Here is a 20,601-nt window from a genome sequence, read left to right as displayed (position 1 = left end):
TCGATGGCAACGCTCGAAAGCTACCAAAGATAACGTAACGACGGCAACGTCCAAATGCTATCGATGCAAACAGCTAGGAGGAGGCGATCCTGTTCAGCCACTCCTCCAGCAGGACGCGCTCGGGAGCGCTCAGCGCGGTCAGGGTGGGCACGACGGCGCGCAGCGCGACGGCCGTGGTGACCGGGTCGACGCCGGACCGGTCGGGGGCGACGCCCTCGGTGGTGACCGCGGCGATCGTCGACTCGCGGGCGAGCAGCGACAGCGCCGGGTCGCGCTCGGCCTCGGGGAGCGAGATGAGGGTGAACGTCATGCCGCACCCGGCCGCGTGCACCAGGTGGGCGGCGCGCTCCTCGGTGACCCGCAGCCGACCCGCCTCGGCGACGCGCCTGATCTTCCCGGCGAGCACGGCGGACGCCTGCCGCGCGGCGGGAGACTCGACGCCGGGCCGGGCGTCGCCGTAGATCAGCGAGTAGAGCGCGGGGTTGCGCACGCCGAAGTCCACGTGCAGGTCCCAGCCGTGCCGCAGGTCCTCCACGGGGTCGTCTGTCTCGACGAGGGAGGTCTTGCTCCGCAGGTAGACCTCGAACCCGTGGCTCGCGACCGCGTCCAGCAGCCCCTGCTTGTCGCCGAAGATCCGGTAGAGGGTGGGCGACTGCACCCCGGACGCGGTGCACACCGCGCGCGTCGACAGCGCCTCGCGGCCCCCTTCGGCCAGCAGGTCGGAGGCGGCTCCGATGATCCGCTCGCGCGTCAGGTCTCTCTTCATGGTGGCGACGGTAACAGGATGCCGTTACCGCTTCGCCGTTGTCCTGGAACGCCCGGCGCGATGAACGCGACGATGCCGATTCGATGAACGCGGCCGTCGATGCTTGCCCCGGCAACACAGCCACCCTTCTCGAAGAGGAGAGACATGCGTCAATCGCTCAGGCGCGCCGGGCTGCTCAGCACGGCCTTCCTGCTCGCGCTGACGGGAATGGTGTTCGTGAACGGCACGGCGTCGGCGACGAAGTCGAGGCAGACGTTGGACGCCGCGTCGATCACCCAGGCCTGCGACAACTCGGTCTGCGCCAAGGACGCGCAGTCCGTGCCCGCCCGCCAGCCCGTCGACACGTACTGCTCCCACCCCGACGGCGGCTTCAACCTCACCTACACCAACCCCACCTTCGGTCGCGGCGGCTACGTCCCCGCCGCGAACTTCACCGGCGACACCGAGAACCGCGAGCGGTGCGGCGCCCTCTCCGGTTCCTTCGCGCGGACGAAGATCCGGACCAACCTGTGGTCCTGCTCCGGGGACGGCTGCGTGAACTTCGGCGGCGACCTCCGGGTCGGCGAACAGCTCAGGGCCTTCTGCCACCTCCCGCCGAACCAACCCAACTCGTTGCTCGTCTTCGTGCCGCGCAACACGTTCGCGGGCTTCGTCCGGATCTCAGCCCTCGACATCAACCCCACCGTGCCGAGTTGCAACCAGGGTTTCTGACCCGGCGCGCGAACAGCCGGGCCGTCATCCGACGGCCCGGCGTTCGGGCGGGACGGGACGACGGCGCGCACCGCTCCCCCGCACGCCCGTGACGGTCACCCTCCCGGCGGGCGCAGCGCGGCCAACGCCTCGTTCACCACGTCGACCTGCGCGTTGTAGTCGTCGGCCACCTCCCTGAACGTCCGGAGCCGCTCGTCGAGCGCGGCACCCGACCGCGCCGCGGCCAGCAGCTCCACCGCCGCGGCGACGACCCGTCCCTGGCGGTCGCGGAGGTCGACGGCCCGTGCGTGCAGGTCGACCGCGGCGGACGTCGTGGCCCGGCTGCGCAACTCCTCGAACTCCGCCTCGGCCGTCACGGGCTCGACCCCGTCGAGGGTGCGGCCCGCCACGTCGAGACGTCCGTCCACGATGGCCTGGGCGGCGTCGTTGACCTTCGCGACGGCCGGGTTGAGCAGGTCGACCACCCGCTGCGCGGAACGGCGGCCGGGTTCGACGTTGGCGACCCAGTCCAGTGCCGCGTCCAGGTCGGCGGGCTTCTCGGCCAGCAGCGGCGGCGGGGCGTTCGCGGCCGTCGCGAGCGCGGTCAGCCGGTCGCGGTGCTCGGCGGGGAGCTGGTAGCCGACGAACCGGAACTCGATCGCGAGCCCGGCGGCGGCCACCCGGTCGCGCACCTCCCGCTCCACGAACCGCGCGTCGTCGTCGCAGGCGTCGACGCCGTGCCGGGTGACGACGATGATCCGGTTCACCTGCGTCGCGTCCAGCGACAGCGGGTCCGAGAAGTCGGCGGTCGCCTCCACGATGCCGCGCACGAGCGTGGCGCTCCCCGAGGCCGACAGGCCGCGCACCGCCTCGCCGATCTCCGCCCGGTTGTCCTCGCCGAACCCGACGAGCCGGGTCGTGTTGTCCTCCGCGCCGCACTCCCCGCCGAACCCGCGGAGCGCCATCGCGTCCTGGTCACCGGAGTTGCCCAGCGCCTTCGCCAGCGACGCCGTGCTGTCCGCGAGCCCGTCCGGGGTGTCCGACCCGGCGAGGTCCAGGAGGAACTCCGTCTTGTACGTCGGCGCGAACAGCGGGACCACCCAGGTCACCACGGCGAACGTCCCGGCGCCCACCAGCGCGACCACGACCAGGGTGATCACGGCCCTGGCCACCGACCGCGGCACCTGCACACCGAACCAGTTGATCGTCCCCACCACGGCGCCGTGCACGGTGCCCACCTGGAGGGACGTGGTCACGTGCTCGGCCGACAGGGTGTTGTGCGCCTCGGAGCGAGGGCTCTCCGGTTCCACCACGGGGTGTCTCCCGTCGGTCAGGGGGCGGGGAGGATCGCGACGGCGTTCGGCTCGACCACGATCGACCGCCCCTCCTCGGTCAGCGTCAGCTCGCCCGCGCCGCTGAACCCGGCGATCCCCGAGAAGGTCAGGGTGGCCCGCCAGCCTCCACCGACGTCCTCGACCAGGGGTTCCGCCTGCGCGGACCTGGTCCAGGCGCCGTTGGTGAACCGGTGGCCGGTGACAGCGGCGGGCCGCACGGCGTTCCACCACGACCCCGGCTGCACGGGCGGAGCCGGAGGGGCGACGAGCGTCACGGCGACGGCGTCGCCGTCCGGCAGGAACCGCAGACCCGCGACGGCCCCAGGGTTCGTGGTCGCCCGCCAGTCGAGGTCCTCGCCCGTGACGACGGTCCCCTTCGCCGTGTCGACCAGCGTGAGCCCGTCCGTGACGCAGGCGAACCGCGTCCCGTCCTCGTTCACCGCCAGCGGGGACGGCCGGGGATCACCGTCCACCTGGAACGCCCGCGTGGCCGTCAGGTCCTCGTGCACGCGGTAGGCGGTGTCGGTGGAACCCGCTGCGCCCCCGTTGTCCACCGCGTGCACGGCGTAGCCCCGCCCGCTGCGGCTGGTGACGAGGGAGCTGGTCACGAACCCCTCCAAGGCACCCCGGGGTCGCGGGGGAAGGCCGGGGATCTCCACGGGCGTCGGCGGGCCGCCGGTGTCCGGGTAGAGCACCCAGCCGGTGCCCGACGCCTCGGTCCCGATCAGGCGGGACCCGGCGAACGCGACACCGCAGCCCACGCAGGTCCAGGTGTGCCGGGTGCCGGTCTCGACGTCGTGGAGCACGACGGTCCGCCCCGCGTCCCCGCTGAGGCGGAGCCAGGCCAGCCGCTTCCCGTCCGCCGACCACACCGGCTCCCCCACTCCGGGGGAGTTCTCCGAGACCTGGTCCAGCACCACCGACTCGGCCTCGGGACCGGTGCGCAGCCGGACGCCGGTCGCGGTCGCGTAGGCGAACGGCCGGAACGGTGGTGGCGGTGGAACGGACGAGGTGGACGTGGTGGGCTCGGGGACGCCGACCTTGGCCGCGTCCGACGACACCGGCACCGCCAACCGCGTCAGCGTCCCACCGAGGTCCTCCGCCGTCTCCACGAACTCCGGCTCGGCCGACCCGGTGGCGACCGCCAGCTTCGCCAGCGGCTCGCGCTGGTCGGCGGGAACGCGGTAGCCGACGAGCCGGACGTCCAGGTGCGTCCCGGACGCGGCGACCCGGTCCTCGACCGCCTTCAACCCGGCGGCCTGGTCCTCGGCGCAGGCGTCGGAACCGTGGGTCGAGACGACGACCACCCGGTTGCCCAGCCGACCGGGGAACGGGTACCAGCCGGAGAAGTCGTCGACGGCGGCGAGGATCCCGCTGAACAGCGTCGCGTCGCCGACCGGTCTGAGCTTGCCCGCCGCCTCGCCGATCTCGCGCCCGTTGCCGGTGGCGGTGCCGACGGGTAGCCAGGTGTTCGCCGGATCGCCGCAGGCGCCGCCGAACGCGCGCAGGGCGAGGGCGTCGTCGTCACCCGCGTTGCGCGCGGCCGACCCGACCGCGCCGGCGACCGGTGCCAGATCGCCCTCCGCGGAGGACGAGTCGACCAGGAACGTGGTGCGGTGGTCCGGGATGGACCGCAGGACCACCACGACGACGGCCCCCACCAGCACGACGGCGGCGAGGACCGCGACGAGCCGGAACCGTGACCTCGTGGCGCGGTTCGACGAGGTGGGTGTGGACATCCGCGACCTCCGCGCACGTGACCGTCGTGGGCGGCAGGGCGCCTTCCGCTTGACTGGAAGGCAGTCTGCACCCGTTGCGCGCGAGGGGTTCCGCATTTCTGCGCCCGGACGCCGACGACACCCGATCGCCCCGGTCGATCGCCGGACGATCGACCGGGGTGTCGTCCGGAGTGGTCAGCCGACCCCGGCCCGCCGACGGGAGCGGACGAACCCGATCACCCCGTCGAGGACCAGGAACGCGACCAGGCTGAGGCCCAGCAACGGGATCGCCCAGCCGACCAGGATCAGCACCAGCGGCGCGGGGACGACGAACCACAGCGGGAGCCGCTGCCACGTCCCCCGCTTCGGCGCGGTGCCGAGCGGTGCCCGGCGGTCGGCGCGGGTGGGTCGGCGCTGCCACCACATCCGGTAGCCGAGGACGACCACCGTGAGGATCGCCGCGGCCAGCAGGAACAGCACGGCCTGGTTGGCCGCGCCGAACAGCACGCCCATGTGCGCCTGGATGCCGAGCGACGACAGCTTCGCCAGGAACGGGCGGTCGGCCCAGTCGGAGCGGGCGGTCACCGCGGAGCCGTCGGCGTCGACCGCGACCTTGTCCAGCCGGACCGGCCAGGTGTTGTCGGTCTGCGCCGCCGTCCACGCGGTGCCCGCGGCGGCGGGGACGGTGAGTTCCAGCGGGCCGTCGAGGCCCGCGCCGCGCGCGGTGCCGAGCACCCGGTCGAAGGCCGCCGCGTCCACCGGTGCGGTGCCCTCCTGGCCGCCGCCGTGCTCCGAGTGCTCACCGGACCCGCTGGTGCCGCCCGCGGCACCGGGGAGCGCGGTGTCGAGCACGGGTGCCTTGGCGTCGAGCGCCGTGAGCGCCGCGCTGAAGTTCTCGCCGGCGTAGGTCGACCAGGTCAACCCGGTGGCGGACAGGAACAGCGCGCCGACCAGTGCCCACACGCCGATGCTCGCGTGCCACGACCGGGTCTTCCGCACGCCCTTCGCGCCCGATTCCGGCACCAGCAGGGCGCGGACGCGGCGCCGCGCGGTGCGGCGCCTGCCGATCCACAGCACCAGCCCCACCAGGGACAGCACCCACAGCCAGCTCGCCGCCAGCTCCGAGTACAGCGTGCCCGGCACGCCGAGGTTCAGGTTGCTGTGCAGGTTGTCCAGCCAGGTGGTGGCGGGCGTGGAGCCGAACCAGGTGGTCAGCTGCCCCTGCGACCGGGCGGTGTAGGGGTTGACGTAGACGGTCGTGCTGTACTCCTCGGGCAGGCCGGGCTCCGCGAGCACCACCCGCGTCGTGGCCTCCGGGTCGTCCGCGACCAGCACGCCGGTCACCGTCCCGTCCGGCACGGCGGCCCGCGCCGCCTCCACCTGCTCGGCGAGCGGACGCGGGGCGCCCCCGACCGGGGACGCCACCAGGACGTCGCCGTAGAGGACGTCGTCGACCTGCGGCGCGAGCGCGAACAGCATCCCGGAGGCGGCGGCGATCACGAGGAACGGACCGACCAGCACCCCCGCGTAGAAGTGCAGCCGACGCAGCAGCGGCGCCACCGCGAGCCGGGGCGGGCCGGACGTCTCGTCGGTTCTTTCGGCCTCAACGGCGGGAGCAGACATGCGACACCTCGTGCGGGGAGTGGGGACCTGACGCAGTAGTCGTCCGCGGGAGCCGTTCGGTTCCCGCGGACTTCGAGATCGTCGGGGCGGTCCCGGCCCCGGTGGGATCAGGTGGGCCGCGCCGCGACCGCGCTCGCCGGGGTGCGGTGGTCGAAGGCGATCAGCGGGTCACCGGTGAGCGGGTGGTCCACCACCGCCGCCCGCACGCCGAACACCGAGGCCATGAGGTCACCGGTCAGCACCTCGCGCGGCGTCCCGGAGGCCACGACCGCGCCGTCGTGCAGGACGTGCAGCCGGTCGCAGACCGAGGCCGCGGCGTTGAGGTCGTGCAGGGCGACGAACGTGGTGCGGCGGTGCTCGCGCAGCAGGGACAGCAGTTCGACCTGGTGCCGCACGTCGAGGTGGTTGGTGGGCTCGTCGAGCACCAGGACGTCGGGCTGCTGGGTGAACGCGCGCGCCAGCAGCACCCGCTGGCGCTCGCCGCCGGACAGCGTGGAGAACCCGCGCCCGGCGTCGGCGGCCATGCCGACCTGCTCCAGGGCGGTGGTGATGATCCGCCGGTCCTCCGGGTCGTCGCCCGCGAACGCGCGCTTGTAGGGCGTGCGGCCCATCGCGACGACCTCCCGGACGGACAGCTCGAAGTCCGTGCCGCGCTCCTGGGGCAGGGCGGCGACGTGCCGGGCGGCCTGCCGCGCGGTCAGCCCCAGCACGTCGGCGTCGTCGAGCAGCACCCGTCCCGAGGTCGGGCGCAGGTGCCGGTAGACGGTGCGCAGCACGGTGGACTTGCCGCTGCCGTTGGGCCCCACGAGCCCGACGACCTCGCCGTCGGCGGCGAACAGGTGGACGCCCGACACCACGCTGCGGCCGGACAGGGTGACGTGGAGGTCCTCGACGTCCAGGCGCATCTACTTCTCCAGCTTCCGGTCGAGCAGGTACAGCAGGGTCGGGGCGCCGATGAACGCGGTGACCACGCCTACGGGCAGTTCCTGCGTCTCCAGGGCCGTGCGGGCGACGACGTCGACCGCCACCAGCAGCACGGCCCCGAACAGGGCGGCCACGGGCAGCAGGCGGCGGTGGTCGCCGCCGACGACCAGGCGGCACACGTGCGGGACCATCAGCCCGACGAACCCGATCGCGCCCGAGACGGCCACGAGCACGCCGGTCAGCAGGCTGGTGGCGACGAACAGCTCCCTCCGCAGCCTGGACACGTCGATTCCCAGTCCCGCCGCGGTCTCGTCGCCCATCAGCAGGGCGTTGAGGCCGCGGGCGCGGGACTGGAGCAGCAGGCCGACGAGCACCACGGCGAGCGCGGGCACGGCGAGCAGGTCCCACCTCGCCCCGCCGAGGTTGCCCATCAGCCAGAACAGGACGCCCCTCGTCTGCTGCTCGTCGGCGGTCTGGAGGACCAGGTAGCTGGTGATGCCGGACAGGAACTGCCCGATGCCCACGCCCGCGAGGACCAGGCGCAGCGGGGAGAAGCCGCCGCCGCGGCGGGCCATCGTCCACACCAGGCTGAACGACAGGAGCGCGCCGACGAACGCGGCACCGGACAGGCCGAGCTCCGCCAGCCCTCCCGCGCTCGCGCCGAACACGATGGCCGCGACGGCGCCCAGGGAGGCGCCGGAGGAGATGCCCAGCAGGTACGGGTCGGCGAGGGGGTTGCGCACCAGCGCCTGCACCGCCGTGCCGACCAGCCCCAGTCCCGCGCCGACGACCGCGGCCAGCAGCGCGCGCGGGACGCGGAGCTGCCAGACGATGACGTCCGACGTCCCGGCCACGGGAGCGGCGCCGGTCAGCCCGCGCCACACCGCCGCCCACACGTCGCCGACCGGGATCGTGCTGGAGCCCAGCGACACGGCCACGCTGAGGAGCACCACGAGGGCCACGACCAGCACCGCCGAGACGAGACCGGCCCGTGCGGCCGAGGAGTCGCCGGTCCGGTCCCGCTCGCGGCGGGACGGCAGCACCACCACCCGTCAGCCCGCCTTGACCAGGTCGGGGTGCAGCGTCGCCGCGATCTCCCGGACGGTGTCGGCGTTGCGCACGCTCGCGATCGTGGTGCGCTCGGACGGGATCCGCAGGAACCGGTCCTCGCGGACGGCCTCGAGGCCCGCGGTGGCGGGGAACTCCTTGAGGAACCTGACCGCCTCGTCGAACCCGGCCTGGTTGGCCCGCGCGTCACCCCGGTTGCGCACGCCGAGCTGGATCCAGTCGGGGTTCCGGGCGACGACGTCCTCCCAGCCCACCGGCTTGAACCCGCCCGAGCAGTCGCCGTAGACGTTGCGCGCGCCCGCCAGGGTGATCACCGCGTTGGCGACCTGCTGGTTGCACGCCGCGACCGGCTGGCCGGGGGTCGCGCCCACGTCGAAGAAGTAGTAGGTGGGGCGCTCGCCCTCGGGCACGCCCGCGAGGGCGGCGCGGACCTCGCCGGTCGTGCGCTCCATGCCTGCGACGAGTTCCCCGGCCCTGGCCGCGGTGCCGGTCACCGCGCCCAGCCGCCTGATGTCCTCCTGGACCCCCGACAGGTCCGTGACCGCGCGGCCCGCGTCCGCCGGGCAGGCCGTGGACCGGAGGAACAGGTGCTTGACGCCGACGGCGGCGAACTCCTCCTCGGTGGGCGCGACGCCCGCGGCGCCACCCATCGCGCCCATGCCGCTGAACGTGTCGATGTACAGGTCGGCGCCGGAGCCGAGCAGCTTCTCCTTGGCGATCACCCGGTCCCCCAGCACGGGGACCTTCGCCGCCGCCTCGGCGAACTCCTCGGGCATGGTGCCCGCGGCGGGCGGGAACCCGGTGCCCAGCACCTTCTCCTGCGCGCCGAGCCAGAACAGCACCTCCAGGCTGGAGGCGTTGCTGGTCACGATCCTCGACGGCGCGGAGTCGAAGCTGATCCTCGCTCCCCGGCAGTTCTCCAGCTCCACCGGGAACCCCGCCCCGGCCGGGGCGGGCGGTGCGGCGGAGGGCGGGCCACCGCCGCACGCCGAGAGCAGGAACACCGAAGCGACGGCTGCACCGCGCAGCGCTCGACCGACCACGAACCGACTCCCGTCTCGTCCGGTCCTCACCGGACCGCTGATCGAGTAGTCGGATCGGTTCCGCGTTCGGTTCCCGCCGTCCGCGGTCCGGGGTGGACCTCGGGATCACACGACCCCGGAGTCCTCCTGGCCGCCCGCTCGCAGCAGGTCGTCGCGGGCCCGCGCGACGCGGGAGCGGACCGTCCCGATCGGACAGCCGCAGACCTCCGCCACCTCGACGTAGGACAGGCCGAACACCTGGGTCAGCACGAGGGCCTCGCGGCGCTCGGGCGTGAGGCCGTCGAGCAGCACGTTCAGGTCGACGACGTCCTCGAACCCGGTGCGGTTCCGCTCCCGGACGCGGGCGTCGGACACCTTCACGTAGTCGGCGGCCCACGCGATCGACGGCCTGGCCACCGCGGCCCGCACGTGGTCGACCACCGTGCGGCGGGCGATCGACAGCAGCCAGGTGCGGGCGGACGACCTGCCCTCGAAACCGGGGAGGCTGCGCAGGGCGCGGAGGTAGACCTCCTGCGTCAGGTCGTCGGCCTCCCGGACGCTCGCGAGGTGCGCCACGAGTCTCCACACGTCGCGCTGGGTGGTGCGGACGAACCGTTCGAGCGCCGCCCGATCGCCTGCTCCGGCGGCCAGCGCACTGGCCGTCACCGCGTCGTCGTCGCGTGTAGTGGACACGGTCGATGAGGTTAACCCAGAGCCGGGAGGGAACTTCTGCTCCGCTTGGAGCGACAATCTCCACGTGGACTGCGACATCTGCCGAGAAGCCCTGTCGGCGCGATCGGACGGCGAGGCCGAACCCGTGCCCGCCGGGGTGACCGACGCGCACCTGGAGTCCTGCGCCGCGTGCAGGCGGTGGCAGCAGGACGCGGCGGCGCTGACGCGCGGTCTGCGCCTGCGCCCGGCGGTCGACGTCCCGGACCTCGCCGCGCAGGTGCTGGCCGCCGCACCGCCCGTGCCGCCCGCCGCGCGGCCGACCCGCGGCTGGTACCCGCGCGCCGTGCTGGCGGGCGTGGCCGTCGCCCAGCTGACGCTCGGGTTGGCCCAGGTCTTCGGGGTGAACGCCGGGGACGCCCACGCAGGCCACGGGGCGGGGTCGACGCACCTGTTCAACGAGAGCACCGCGTGGAACCTCGCCCTCGGCCTGGGGATGCTGTGGACCGCCCTGCGCCCCAGCGCGAGCACCGGGCTGCTCCCGGTGATGGCCGGGTTCGTCGCGGTGCTCACGCCCTTCTCCGCGCACGACCTGGTCACGGGCACCGCGCCGCTGTCGCGGATCACCTCGCACGCGTTCCTGGTGCTGGGCCTGGTGGTGCTGCTGGTCGTGCACCGCACGGGCCGCACCCCGGAGGACGGCGCCCGCGCGACCGGCCCGGACGGCACACCCCTCCCCGTCGACGACGGGGGCGCGCAGGACGGCCCGGCGCGGCGGGTGCACGGCGGAAGTCCCCGGTGGCGACACCTGCGCCCGGTGAGCGGCAAGCACGCCGCCTGACGGCTCTGCCGCGTCGCCGCCCCGCCGAACCGTCACGTCGTCAGGCCGTCTCGGCGCCGGAGCGCCTCGGTGTGTCGCGGTCGGTGTGTCGTCGCCTCACCGGCGGTCGGCGGGGTGCCCCGCGGCGTCAGCCCGCCGACCGCTCCCGGCCCGACCGGTCGTCGTCGCGCAGCAGCGCCACCAGGTCCTCGCGGGCCCTGGCCACGCGCGACCGGATCGTCCCCACCGGGCAGTCGCACACCTCCGCGGCCTCGGCGTAGGACAGGCCGAGCGCCTGGGTGAGCACGAACGCCGCCCCGCGGTCGGGGTCGAGCGAGGACACGGCGTCGTGCAGCGCGACGCGGTCGGCGAAGCCCGGTCCCGCGTCCGGCTGCGCCAGTTCGGCCGCGGTCCGCCAGTCGTCGTGGCCGTCCACCCTGGGCCGGACCTTCACCGACCGGAGGTGGTCGGCCACCACCCGCCGCGCGATCGACAGCAGCCACGTCCTGGCCGACGACCTGGCCTGGAAGCGCGCGAGGCTCGGCAGCGCGCGCAGGAACGTCTCCTGCGCCAGGTCGTCGGCGAGTTGAGCGTCGCCCGCCAGGTGCGCGACGAAGCGCCAGACGTCGGCCTGGGTCGCGCGCACGAACCGCTCGGTCGCCGACCGGTCCCCGGAACGGGCCTCCAGCGCCAACCGGGTGATCTCGGCGTCGTCGTTCCGCAGCAGCCTCACGACGAGGACTACGGAACGGCCGGACCGGACGTTCAACCTCCCGTCAGCGCACCGCGACCACCACGTGGTCGTCACCGGACTGCCACACCACGCCCACCTCGGCGAACCCGGCCCGCCGCAGCGCCTCCACGTGCCAGCGCGCGCTCAGCCCGTTGCCGCGGCCGTCGTTCTCGGCTCGGGGTCGCTCGCCGGTGAACGCACCGCTCAGCTCGGGATCGGCGCGGACGGCGTCCCACCAGGCCGACCACTCCTCGTTCTCGACGACCCCCGCGCGCTCGGCCCGCCGGTGGCGGACGACCTCGGCCAGCTCCCGCAGCGCGGGCCGCTCGTCGTGGAGGTGGTCGCCGTTGACCAGCACACCGCCGGGCCGGATCGCCGCGGCGAGGTCGCGGTAGACGCCCTCCAGGCGTTCGGCCGCGATCCAGTGCAGCGCCGTGGTCGACACCGCCGCGTCCCACCCGGACCCGACACCGAGGGCCTCCACCCAGCCGGGCTCACCGAGTTCCGCCCGCACGTACTCGACCGGCGTCCGACCCGCGCGGGCCAGGGCCAGCAGGAACGGGTCCGCGTCGACCCCGACGACCCTCGCGGCGGGCACGCGGGCGTGCAGCCGCGTCGACAGCGAACCGGGCCCGCACCCGAGGTCCACGACCACCGGTGCCTCCACGGCGGCGCACACGTGCTCGACGACGTCGCCGATCACCCGGAACCGCTCCTCGCGGTCGGCGACGTAGCGCTCCTGCTGGCGGTCCCACCGCTCGACCCACCGCTCCGCGACCACCTGGTCCACCACGTTCGTCCTCCGCCGCTCGGCTCCCGATGTGACGAAGCTTACTGCCAAACACTGGCAACAGCGACCTGGACCGGGTCCCCGCCGAACGACCGGCCCGTCGCGCCGAGCCCTTCCCCTGGGCCCGCCGCCCCGGAGCCCAGGACCGTGCGGCCGGCGGCGGGGATGCGCCCGGTCGCGTCGGCCGCACGCGCCGCAGGCGGCTCGAACTGCGGGCGGTACCGCCGTTCCGCGTGCCGGCGCGGGCGTGCAGCTCCTCGACCAGCGGACGCGCGGCGCGCTCGGCGTGCACGGACAGGAACGCGTCCACCACCTCCGCGGGTGGCGGGCCGCGCCCGTCGCGGGGCTCCAGGGCGCGCACCGCCGCCGCGTCGTCCACCGACCAGGTGCCGGTGGACGGGTCCCACCGCGCGCCTGCCGGGTGCGCCGCCCTGGGCCCGGTGCCCGGCGGGCAGCAGCCGCACGGCCGCCTGGTGGGCCGCCGCGCCGGGCACCCCGCCCTCCAGGACGTGCGGCAGGTCCACCAGCGCCGCGCGCGGCGACACCGCCCGCCTGGCGTTCGCCCGCTCCTCGGCGGTCGCCGAACGCGGACCCCCGTCCGAACCACCCGCGACGGCCTCCTGCGTCCACTCCCAGGACGACGCTGCCGGACAGCACCGACGGTTCCGGGTCCGTCACAGGCCGGAGGTGTCGTCCTGCCCGATCAGGCCGTGGTGGTGGGCGAAGCGCACGGCGTGCACGCGGTCCCGCAGCCCGAGCTTCGCCAGCACGCGCGACACGTGGGTCTTGACGGTCTGACCGCCGACGTAGAGCTGGTCGCAGATCTCGGCGTTGGACAGGCCGGCCGCCATCAGCAGGAACACCTCGTGCTCGCGCGCGGTGAGCCGGTCCACCCCCGGTGCCGTGCTCCTGGGCCCGGCGGTGGGCGTCAGCACGTCGGCCAGCCGGGGGGCGAGGCGGCGGGTGATCGACGGGTCGATGTAGGTGTCGCCCCGCGCGGCGACGCGGATCGCGGTCACCAGTTCCTCGGGCGGCAGGCTCTTCAGCACGAAGCCGCTCACGCCCGACGCCAGCGCCTCGTGCACGTAGTCGTCGGCGTCGAACGTGGTGAGCAGCACGACCTTGAGGTCGCGGAACCCCGACGACATGAGTTCGCGGGCCGCCGCGAGCCCGTCGAGCTTGGGCATCCGCACGTCGAGGATCACCAGGTCGGGCCGCAGGTTCCGGGTCGCCTCGACGGCGCTGTAGCCGTCGCCGACGTCCGCGACGCAGCTCATGTCCGGCTGGGCGTCCAGCACGGCCCGCAGGCCGGAGCGGAACATCGCGTGGTCGTCGGCGATCACGATGCGCAGGGTCATGTTCCGCTTCCGATCGGCATCGTCACGCTGGTCTCCCAGAACTGCCCGTCCTCGACGAGGCCGGAGGTCGCGGAACCGCCGAGGCTCTCCGCGCGCTTCCCGATCCCCTCCAGCCCGCGAGCCGAACCCCGTTGCCCCACCAGGGAACCGCGCTCCGCGAGCACCGCCTCGGAGGCGACCCGGTTGCGGGCGGTGAGCACCACGTGGTCGCGGCCGTACTCCAGTTCCACCCGCACCGCCGTCCCGTCGCCGTGCCGCAGCGCGTTGGTCATCATCTCCTGCGCCACCCGGTACAGCGCGGTGTCGACGGCGCTCGGCACCGGGCGCGGGTCGTCGTAGACGGCGAAGGCCACCCGGAGACCGGAGTTCCGGACGCCGTCGAACAGCTCCTGGAGCTTGCCGAGGCCGGGCTGCGCGGAGTCGTCGCCCTCGTGCAGCAGGTCGAGCAGCCTGCGCAGGTCCACCATCGCCGCCCGGCTGGACGCCTCCACCGCCGTGAGCGACGTGGTCACCGGACCCGCGCCCGAGGCCGCGGAGTCCCGGTCGTCCAGGTTCAGCCTGGCCGCGGCGGCGTGGACGCCGATCGCGCTGACGTGGTGGGAGATGACGTCGTGCAGGTCGTTGGCGATGGCCTCGCGCTCCCTGGCCACCGCCCTGGCCACCTCGGCGCGCGCGTCGCGCAGCGCGTCCTCCCGCTGGCGGCGCAGCTCGTCGACGTGGGCCTTGCGCGCGGTGGTGTAGCGGCCGACCAGCCACGGCAGCACGGAGTTGGCGGTCACCAGGGTCAGCACGGCCAGGGGGTCCCTCGACCCGCTGATCCACAGCGACACCAGCACGCCGGTGCCCAGTGCGATCAGCGAGAGCCCGGCGGGCAGGTTCCGCAGCCAGGCGCCCGACCGGTAGGCGGACACCAGCAGCCCGGCGGTGGTCGCGCTGCGGCCCGGCAGGACGACCGCCAGCACCGGGACCAGGGCGCCCTGCGCGAGCGCGACCCAGCCCGAGTACCGGGGCGACGAGGCCAGGGCGGCGTCCGCGACGACGATCACGACCAGGAGCAGCGCCTCGAACGCCCCCACGCTCTCGGGTCCCCTGGTCAGGAAGCTCACCGCGTCGGTGAGCAGGCACACGGCCGCCACCAGGACCGACTGGCGCGTCAGGGACCGCGCCACGTCGCGGTCGCGCCCCGGTACCCGGCGGACCGGCGTCCCGACCGCCTCCGTCGCACTGCTGGTCATGGGAGCCATTGTGCTGGCCCCCCGGAACCGGGGGAGTCACACCCCAGGGGATGCGCCACCACGGGGGACGGAACCCGCGGTGTCCGGTGTGCACGGTCCACACCGGACACCGCGGTCGAGGTCAGCCCGCGGTGCCGCGCTCGCGGTCGGTCTCGTCGTCGAACTCCCCGATGAGCTGTTCGAGGAGGTCCTCCAGCGCGGCGATGCCCACCACGGTCCGCTCGCCGTCGGCGACCAGCGCCAGCTGCGACCTCGCGCCGCGCATCGCGGTGACCGCGCGGGCGACGGGCAGGTCGGCGGGCAGCGTCAGCGGTGTGGTCATCATCGTGCCCGCCGCCGGGTCGGCGCCGGTGGCCGTGGCGCGCACGACCTCGCGGATGTGCAGCAGGCCGACGAACGCGCCGTCGGGGTCCAGCACCGGGAACCGCGACCGACCGGTGTCGCGGCTGAGCCGCTCGACCTCGTGGGCGGTGGTGCCCTCGGTCACGGTCACGGTCCTGTCCCTCGGGATCATCACCTCGGCCAGGGTGGTGTTCTGGAGGTGCAGCATCCTGGTGAGCAGGCGCTGCTGGCCCTCGGGGATCGTGCCGTGCTCACCGGACTGGCGCAGCAGCATCAGCAGGTCGTTCGGCCGGTGCGCCTGGGCCAGTTCGTCCTGCGGCTGCACCTTGAGCAGCCGCAGCAGCGCGTTGGACGTGCCGTTGAGCGCGGACAGCAGCCAGCGCACCCCTCGGGCGAACCCGCGGAACGGCAGCGCCAGCAGCAGCGCCGAGCGCTCGGGGTGCGAGATCGCCCACGACTTCGGCGCCATCTCCCCGACGACCATGTGCAGGAACACCACCAGCACGAGGCTGAGCGCGAACGCGATCCCGTGCGCCACCACCGGGGGCAGCCCGGTCAGCAGGAACAGCGGGTCGAGCAGCGTCGCCACGGCGGGCTCGGCCAGCGCGCCGAGCCCCAGGGTGCACAGCGTGATGCCGAGCTGCGCGCCCGCGAGCATGAGCGACAGCTCCCGCACGCCCGCGACGGCCGCGCGGGCGGCCCGGCTGCCCTCGGCGGCCGACTGCTCCAGCCGGTGGCGCTTCGCGGAGATCAGCGCGAACTCCGCGGCGACGAAGAAGGCGTTGCCCACCAGCAGGGCGAACGACACGGCGAGCGACAACCCGATGCTCATCGGCCCAGCACCTCGTCATCCTCGGGCACGGTTCCCCGTTCCTCCTCGTCGTCCGGTGGGTCGGGCGGCGCGGGCCGGTCGCGCAGCACGACCGTGCTGGGCACGTTCCTGGCGACCGCCGCGACCCGCACCAGCACGTGCCGCCACGACGGCGGTTCGTCGTCGAGCGACGGCACGGGCACGGCGACCTCGATCTCGTCGCCCACGCGGGCGGTGCGGCCGAGTTCGCTCAGCACGAGGCCGGACACCGTGTCGTAGCCGTTGTCGGTCGGCAGCGAGACGCCGGTCGCGTCCTCGATCTCGTCGATGCGGAGCCTGCCGGGCACCGTCCACGAGCCGTCGGGCCGCTGTTCGACCACGTCGGCGATCAGGTCGTCCTCGTCGTGGATCTCCCCGACGAGTTCCTCCGCCAGGTCCTCCAGCGACACGACGCCCGCGAACCCGCCGAACTCGTCGACCACGCAGGCGGTCTGGCGGTGCTCGGCGCGCAGCCGCTCCAGCACGGCGGGCAGCGGCAGCGTCGAGGGCACGAGCACGGCGGGCGAGGCGATCCGCCCGATCGGCGTGTCGGCGCGCTTCTCGGGGTCGACGGTCAGGACCTCGGCGAGGCCGACCAGGCCGACCACGTCGTCGAGGTCCTCCCCCACGACGGGGAAGCGGGAGTGCCCGGTGTCGAGCAGCTCCACGATCCGCGACACGGGCTCGTCCGCCTTGACGGTGTGCACCGACACCCTCGGCGTCATGGCCTGCTCGGCCACCAGCTCGCGGAAGTCGAGGCCGCGGTCGAGCAGCCGGGACAGCTCGGGGTCGAGGTGGCCCTGGGCACCCGCCTCGTCGATGATCTGGTGCAGGTCCTCGGGCGTCGCGCCCTGCGGCAGCTCCTCCACCGGCTCGATGCCGACGGAGCGCAGCAGCTTGTTCGCGGCGGCGTCGAAGAACCGGATGACCGGTCCGGCGACCACGAGGTAGAGCAGGGTCGACGAGCTGAGGGCCCTGGCCAGCGCCTCGGGCTTGGCGATGGCGAGGTTCTTGGGCACGAGTTCGCCCAGCACCATCTGCACCACGGTGGCGAACACCAGCGCGACGGCCACGGACAGCGACAGCCTCGTGGCCTCCGACAGGCCGGTGAAGCCGAGCACGTCCGCCAGGCCGGAGCCGAGCAGGGGTTCGGCGACGAAGCCGACCAGCAGCGCGGTGACCGTGATGCCGAACTGGGCGCCGGAGAGCATGAACGACAGGCGCTGGGTCACCCGGTACGCGCGCTCCGCGGGCTTGTCGCCCTCCTCGGCCATCTGCCGCAGGCGGCCCCGGTCCACCGCCATGTAGGCGAACTCCTGGGCCACGAAGTACCCGGTCGCCGCGGTGAGCAGCACGATCGCGACCAGGCCCCAGAGAATCAACATGCCGCGTCCCCACCCGGTAGACCAGGCAGGACAGCGGCACCGGGGTCGAACAGGCTGTTCAGCCGGGCGTGGCCCGGCTGACTACTGCACCCCTCGGGGTCAGCGGTGGAAGGCATGCAGTCAACACTAGCACGCGGCACTGTATGGTTCAGGTGGATCACCGACGACCCGAGAGGAGCACGGGGATGAGCGAAGCCCTGCTCAAGATCGGCGAACTCGCGGCCCGCTCCGGTGTCAGCATCCGCACCATCGACTACTACACCGGCCTCGGCCTGCTCGCCCCCGCGAAGCGCACCGCGTCGAACTACCGGCTCTACTCCCCCGCCGACGCCGACCGCATCGGCGTGATCCAGCGCCTGGAGACGCAGGGCGTGAGCCTGGAGGAGATCTCGCGCGCGCTCGGCTCCCAGCCCGCCGACGTGGCCGACCTGCTGACGCGGATCACCGCGGACCTCGACGTCCTCCAGGCGGCGATCAGCGCCGCCGACCCCGAGACGCACGGCCTGCTGGCCGCCATCGCCGGTCGCGTGCACTCGCTCGTCACCATCGCGCTCCAGATACCGCCCGACCTCCCCCTGACCTGACCGGGCCCCCGACTGCGGCACCACGACGGCGCGACCCCCGCACCGGTGGACGACCGGGGGCCCGGCAGGCTCCTCGCCCGCCGGGCCCCCGGTTCGAGCGGGATCACTCCTCGCCCGCGAAGTCCTCCCCCTCGTCCTCGAACGCGTCGCCGACCTCGTCGACGACCTCGCCCAGGACCATGCCGCCCACGACACCGGCGGCCACGCCACCGACGACGGCACCCATGCCGGGACCGCGGCGGTGGTGCTCGTCGTGGCCGTACCCGTGCTGCTGGTACCCGTGCTGCTGCCCGTAGCCCGGCTGGCCGCCGAAGGCGGAGTGGCCGCCGCGCTCGGCGACCTGGGCCAGCCACCCGTCGATCTCGGAGGCCCAGTCGACGCCCATGGCGTCCTGGTGCGACAGCGCGAAGCGGCCGAACGAGTCGCCGCCGGAGCTGAACATCCCCCCGCGCCGGTCGGCTTCGAGGACGACGACCAGCTCGTGCGGGTTGGCGACGAAGGTCAGCTCGACCTGGTTGATCCGCCCGGCGAACCGCGAGGGCGGGAAGAACTCGATCTCCTGGTAGAAACCCAGGTCCTGGTGGACGCCGTGGATGCGCCCCGCTTCGACGTCGGCGCTGCGGAACTGGAAGCCCAGCGCTCCGAAGGCGTCGAGCACGCGGTCCTGCGACGGCAGCGGCGAGACCGCGATCGGGTCGAGGTCGCCCTTGTCGGGAGCCCCGGAGATGACGAGTTCCGTGCGGACGCCGACGGTCATGCCGTGCAGGTTCGCCCCGCCGACGGTGGTGATGGGCGTCTCCCACGGGACGGGGAGCTGGAACGGCACCGCCAGCGGCTGGCCCGCGGTGACCCGCACGCCGTGCGCGACGACGACGCGGAGGAACTCGGCCGTGCCGCCGAACTCGTGGTCGCCGCTCTCGACCTCGACGCGGGTGACGAGCGACAGCACGACCTGGTCGATGGTGGCGTCGGAGCTGCCACCCTGGATGCGCACCTGGCCGGTGATCACCTGGCCGGGCACGGCGTGCGGGGAGTCAAGGACGGTGTCGACGGTCGGGCCGCCGACGCCGAAGGCGCTCAGCATCCGCTTGAACATGGAGTCGTTCCTCCGAGTGGGGACTTCGAGGGGGTGACGGAACCCAGTCGGGCGCCGAGGAGTGGAGCGGGGACGCACTGCCGTCGATCACGGCGAACCGCCGGCGCGCCGGAGCGTCCCGCGATTCGACGCCGGCCGGAATCGCCTGCCGCACAAGGGAATCCCCCGAGTGCACGACGGCGGAACCGGCCGGAGCAGACACAAGCCAACACTAGCACGTAGCGCTGTACGGTTACCCGGAAGATCACCCGTCGGCGCGACGGCCGACCGGGGTCAGGGAACCTCCGACCCCTCGGGCTCCCCGACCTCCACGACCCGGCGCAGGCGCACCGACGTGATCGCGTGGCGCTCCACCCCGAGCACCTCGACGGTCCAGTCCGAGACCTCGATCCGGTCCCCCGGCTTCTCCGGGATGCGGCCCAGCACGACCAGCACGAGCCCGGCGATGGTGGTGTAGTCGCCGTCCGGCGCGTCGGGCAGCTCGACGCCGATGTCCTCCAGGTCGTGGATCGGGAACGTGCCGGTCAGCACCATCGACCCGTCGGCGTCGGTGCGGACGGACAGCACGTCGCGGTCGGTCTCGTCGTAGATCTCGCCGACGACCTCCTCCAGCAGGTCCTCCAGCGTCACGATGCCGTCCACCGCGCCGTGCTCGTCCACGACCAGCGCGAACTGCTCGTGCTCCGCCTTGAACCGGCGCAGCGCGTCGGCGACCCGCAGCGAGTCCGGCAGCAGCACGGCCTCCCGCGCGACCTCCACGAGCACGCTGTCGTCGGCGAGCAGGTCGCGCAGGTGGACGACGCCGACCACGTCGTCCAGGTGACCCTCGTGCGCCACGGGCGCGCGCGAGTGACCCGAGGCGACCAGCGCCTCCCGCGCCTCGGGCACGGTCAGGTCGGCGGCCAGCGTGAACACCGCCCGGCGCGGGACCAGCACCTCGCGCAGGCGCCGCTCGTGGATCTCCAGCGCCCCGCTGATGATCATGCGCTGCTCGGGGTTGAGGCCACGCTGGCCCGCGACCAGCTCCCGCAGCTCCTCGGGGCTCAGCTCCTCGCCGCCCGCGTCGGGGTTGCCGCCGAACACCCGCACGACCACGTTGGTCGCGGCGCTCAGCGTCCACACCACCGGACGGGAGATCGTCGACAGCAGGTCCAGCGGGCGCACGACCAGCAGCGCCCACCGCAGGGCGTACTGCATCGCCAGCCGCTTGGGCGCCAGCTCCCCGAACACCAGGGTCACGAAGGTCAGCACGACCGTCACCAGCGCCACGGCGACCGCGTTCGCCGCGCCCCCCAGGAAACCCAGCAGCGGCACGAGCGGCTCGGCCAGCGACACCGCCGCGGTCGCCGAGGCGAGGAACCCGGCCAGCGTGATGCCGATCTGGATGGTCGCCAGGAACCGGTTCGGGTCGCGGGCCAGCCGCACCAGCGTGCGGGCGCTCCGGCCGCCCTCGCGCTCCAAGGTCCGCAGCTGCCCCTCGCGCAGCGAGATGAGCGCCATCTCGCTGCCCGCGAACACCGCGTTGATCAGCACCAGCACCGCGACCAGCACGATGTCGAAGCCGTTCTCGCCCACGTGATCCCCGTCCAGACTC

19 protein-coding genes are annotated in these 20,601 nt (G+C 73.9%); 3 read left to right on the top strand and 16 right to left on the bottom strand.

What is annotated here, in order from left to right:
* Positions 1 to 73 precede the first annotated feature (73 nt).
* Positions 74 to 766, bottom strand: a complete 693-nt coding sequence (locus tag VFZ92_RS08600; RefSeq protein ID WP_330875279.1) for a TetR/AcrR family transcriptional regulator — start codon at positions 764 to 766, stop codon at positions 74 to 76.
* A 144-nt stretch (positions 767 to 910) separates the two neighbouring features.
* On the opposite strand from VFZ92_RS08600, the gene VFZ92_RS08595 reads away from it, so the two are divergent.
* Positions 911 to 1,477 (top strand): hypothetical protein, encoded by a 567-nt coding sequence (locus VFZ92_RS08595; protein WP_330875278.1) that lies wholly within the window; start codon positions 911 to 913, stop codon positions 1,475 to 1,477.
* 95 nt (positions 1,478 to 1,572) lie between these two features.
* On the opposite strand, the gene VFZ92_RS08590 is transcribed toward VFZ92_RS08595, so the two are convergent.
* The 7 genes from VFZ92_RS08590 to VFZ92_RS08560 all read right to left on the bottom strand — a co-directional run bounded on the left by VFZ92_RS08590 (position 1,573) and on the right by VFZ92_RS08560 (position 9,838).
* Positions 1,573 to 2,769 carry a VWA domain-containing protein gene (locus VFZ92_RS08590; RefSeq protein WP_330875277.1) on the bottom strand — a complete coding sequence of 399 codons (1,197 nt, stop codon included), beginning with the start codon at positions 2,767 to 2,769 and terminating at the stop codon, positions 1,573 to 1,575.
* A gap of 17 nt (positions 2,770 to 2,786) precedes the next feature.
* Positions 2,787 to 4,529, bottom strand: coding sequence for a hypothetical protein (locus VFZ92_RS08585; RefSeq protein WP_330875276.1), 1,743 nt, complete (start codon positions 4,527 to 4,529; stop codon positions 2,787 to 2,789).
* A gap of 174 nt (positions 4,530 to 4,703) precedes the next feature.
* Positions 4,704 to 6,131, bottom strand: a complete 1,428-nt coding sequence (locus VFZ92_RS08580) for a PepSY domain-containing protein (protein ID WP_330875275.1) — start codon at positions 6,129 to 6,131, stop codon at positions 4,704 to 4,706.
* Positions 6,132 to 6,238: 107 nt separating this feature from the next.
* Positions 6,239 to 7,036: an ABC transporter ATP-binding protein gene (locus VFZ92_RS08575; protein WP_330875274.1), complete on the bottom strand. Its 798-nt coding sequence runs from the start codon at positions 7,034 to 7,036 to the stop codon at positions 6,239 to 6,241.
* Complete coding sequence (locus tag VFZ92_RS08570) at positions 7,037 to 8,104, bottom strand: iron ABC transporter permease (protein WP_330875273.1); 1,068 nt, start codon at positions 8,102 to 8,104, stop codon at positions 7,037 to 7,039.
* A 3-nt stretch (positions 8,105 to 8,107) separates the two neighbouring features.
* Positions 8,108 to 9,166, bottom strand: coding sequence for an ABC transporter substrate-binding protein (locus VFZ92_RS08565; RefSeq protein ID WP_330875272.1), 1,059 nt, complete (start codon positions 9,164 to 9,166; stop codon positions 8,108 to 8,110).
* A gap of 105 nt (positions 9,167 to 9,271) precedes the next feature.
* Positions 9,272 to 9,838, bottom strand: a complete 567-nt coding sequence (locus VFZ92_RS08560; RefSeq protein ID WP_330875271.1) for a sigma-70 family RNA polymerase sigma factor — start codon at positions 9,836 to 9,838, stop codon at positions 9,272 to 9,274.
* Between the two features lie 64 nt (positions 9,839 to 9,902).
* On the opposite strand from VFZ92_RS08560, the gene VFZ92_RS08555 reads away from it, so the two are divergent.
* A complete protein-coding gene (locus VFZ92_RS08555) occupies positions 9,903 to 10,655 on the top strand; it encodes a zf-HC2 domain-containing protein (protein ID WP_330875270.1) in 753 nt (250 codons plus the stop codon).
* A gap of 127 nt (positions 10,656 to 10,782) precedes the next feature.
* On the opposite strand, the gene VFZ92_RS08550 is transcribed toward VFZ92_RS08555, so the two are convergent.
* From VFZ92_RS08550 to VFZ92_RS08525, 6 genes are all read right to left on the bottom strand, one after another.
* A complete protein-coding gene (locus VFZ92_RS08550; RefSeq protein WP_330875312.1) occupies positions 10,783 to 11,361 on the bottom strand; it encodes a sigma-70 family RNA polymerase sigma factor in 579 nt (192 codons plus the stop codon).
* A gap of 49 nt (positions 11,362 to 11,410) precedes the next feature.
* Positions 11,411 to 12,157, bottom strand: coding sequence for a class I SAM-dependent methyltransferase (locus VFZ92_RS08545; protein ID WP_330875269.1), 747 nt, complete (start codon positions 12,155 to 12,157; stop codon positions 11,411 to 11,413).
* A gap of 674 nt (positions 12,158 to 12,831) precedes the next feature.
* Positions 12,832 to 13,515, bottom strand: a complete 684-nt coding sequence (locus VFZ92_RS08540; protein ID WP_330875268.1) for a response regulator transcription factor — start codon at positions 13,513 to 13,515, stop codon at positions 12,832 to 12,834.
* Positions 13,512 to 14,750, bottom strand: coding sequence for a sensor histidine kinase (locus tag VFZ92_RS08535; protein ID WP_330875267.1), 1,239 nt, complete (start codon positions 14,748 to 14,750; stop codon positions 13,512 to 13,514). The genes VFZ92_RS08540 and VFZ92_RS08535 overlap by 4 nt, the downstream gene beginning before the upstream one ends.
* Before the next feature lie 121 nt (positions 14,751 to 14,871).
* Positions 14,872 to 15,924 (bottom strand): hemolysin family protein, encoded by a 1,053-nt coding sequence (locus tag VFZ92_RS08530; RefSeq protein ID WP_330875266.1) that lies wholly within the window; start codon positions 15,922 to 15,924, stop codon positions 14,872 to 14,874.
* Entirely contained in the window at positions 15,921 to 17,327 is a 1,407-nt protein-coding gene (locus tag VFZ92_RS08525; RefSeq protein WP_330875265.1) for a hemolysin family protein, read from the bottom strand. Before VFZ92_RS08525 ends, VFZ92_RS08530 begins: the two co-directional genes overlap by 4 nt.
* A 185-nt stretch (positions 17,328 to 17,512) precedes the next feature.
* Between VFZ92_RS08525 and VFZ92_RS08520 the strand changes: the two genes are divergently transcribed.
* Positions 17,513 to 17,911 carry a MerR family transcriptional regulator gene (locus VFZ92_RS08520; protein ID WP_330875264.1) on the top strand — a complete coding sequence of 133 codons (399 nt, stop codon included), beginning with the start codon at positions 17,513 to 17,515 and terminating at the stop codon, positions 17,909 to 17,911.
* A 103-nt stretch (positions 17,912 to 18,014) separates the two neighbouring features.
* Here VFZ92_RS08520 and VFZ92_RS08515 read toward each other — a convergent pair whose 3' ends face one another.
* Both VFZ92_RS08515 and VFZ92_RS08510 read right to left on the bottom strand, forming a co-directional pair.
* Positions 18,015 to 19,007 carry a sporulation protein gene (locus VFZ92_RS08515; protein WP_330875263.1) on the bottom strand — a complete coding sequence of 331 codons (993 nt, stop codon included), beginning with the start codon at positions 19,005 to 19,007 and terminating at the stop codon, positions 18,015 to 18,017.
* 273 nt (positions 19,008 to 19,280) lie between these two features.
* The gene (locus tag VFZ92_RS08510) at positions 19,281 to 20,582 is read right to left on the bottom strand and encodes a hemolysin family protein (protein WP_330875262.1); all 1,302 of its coding nucleotides are present in this window, start codon (positions 20,580 to 20,582) and stop codon (positions 19,281 to 19,283) included.
* Positions 20,583 to 20,601: the final 19 nt, after the last annotated feature.

This window comes from Umezawaea sp., from assembly GCF_036375055.1.
Classification (GTDB): Bacteria; Actinomycetota; Actinomycetes; order Mycobacteriales; family Pseudonocardiaceae; genus Umezawaea.
The sequence above is the reverse complement of the archived record's forward strand: the minus strand, read 5'-3'. Positions and strand labels throughout refer to the sequence as shown.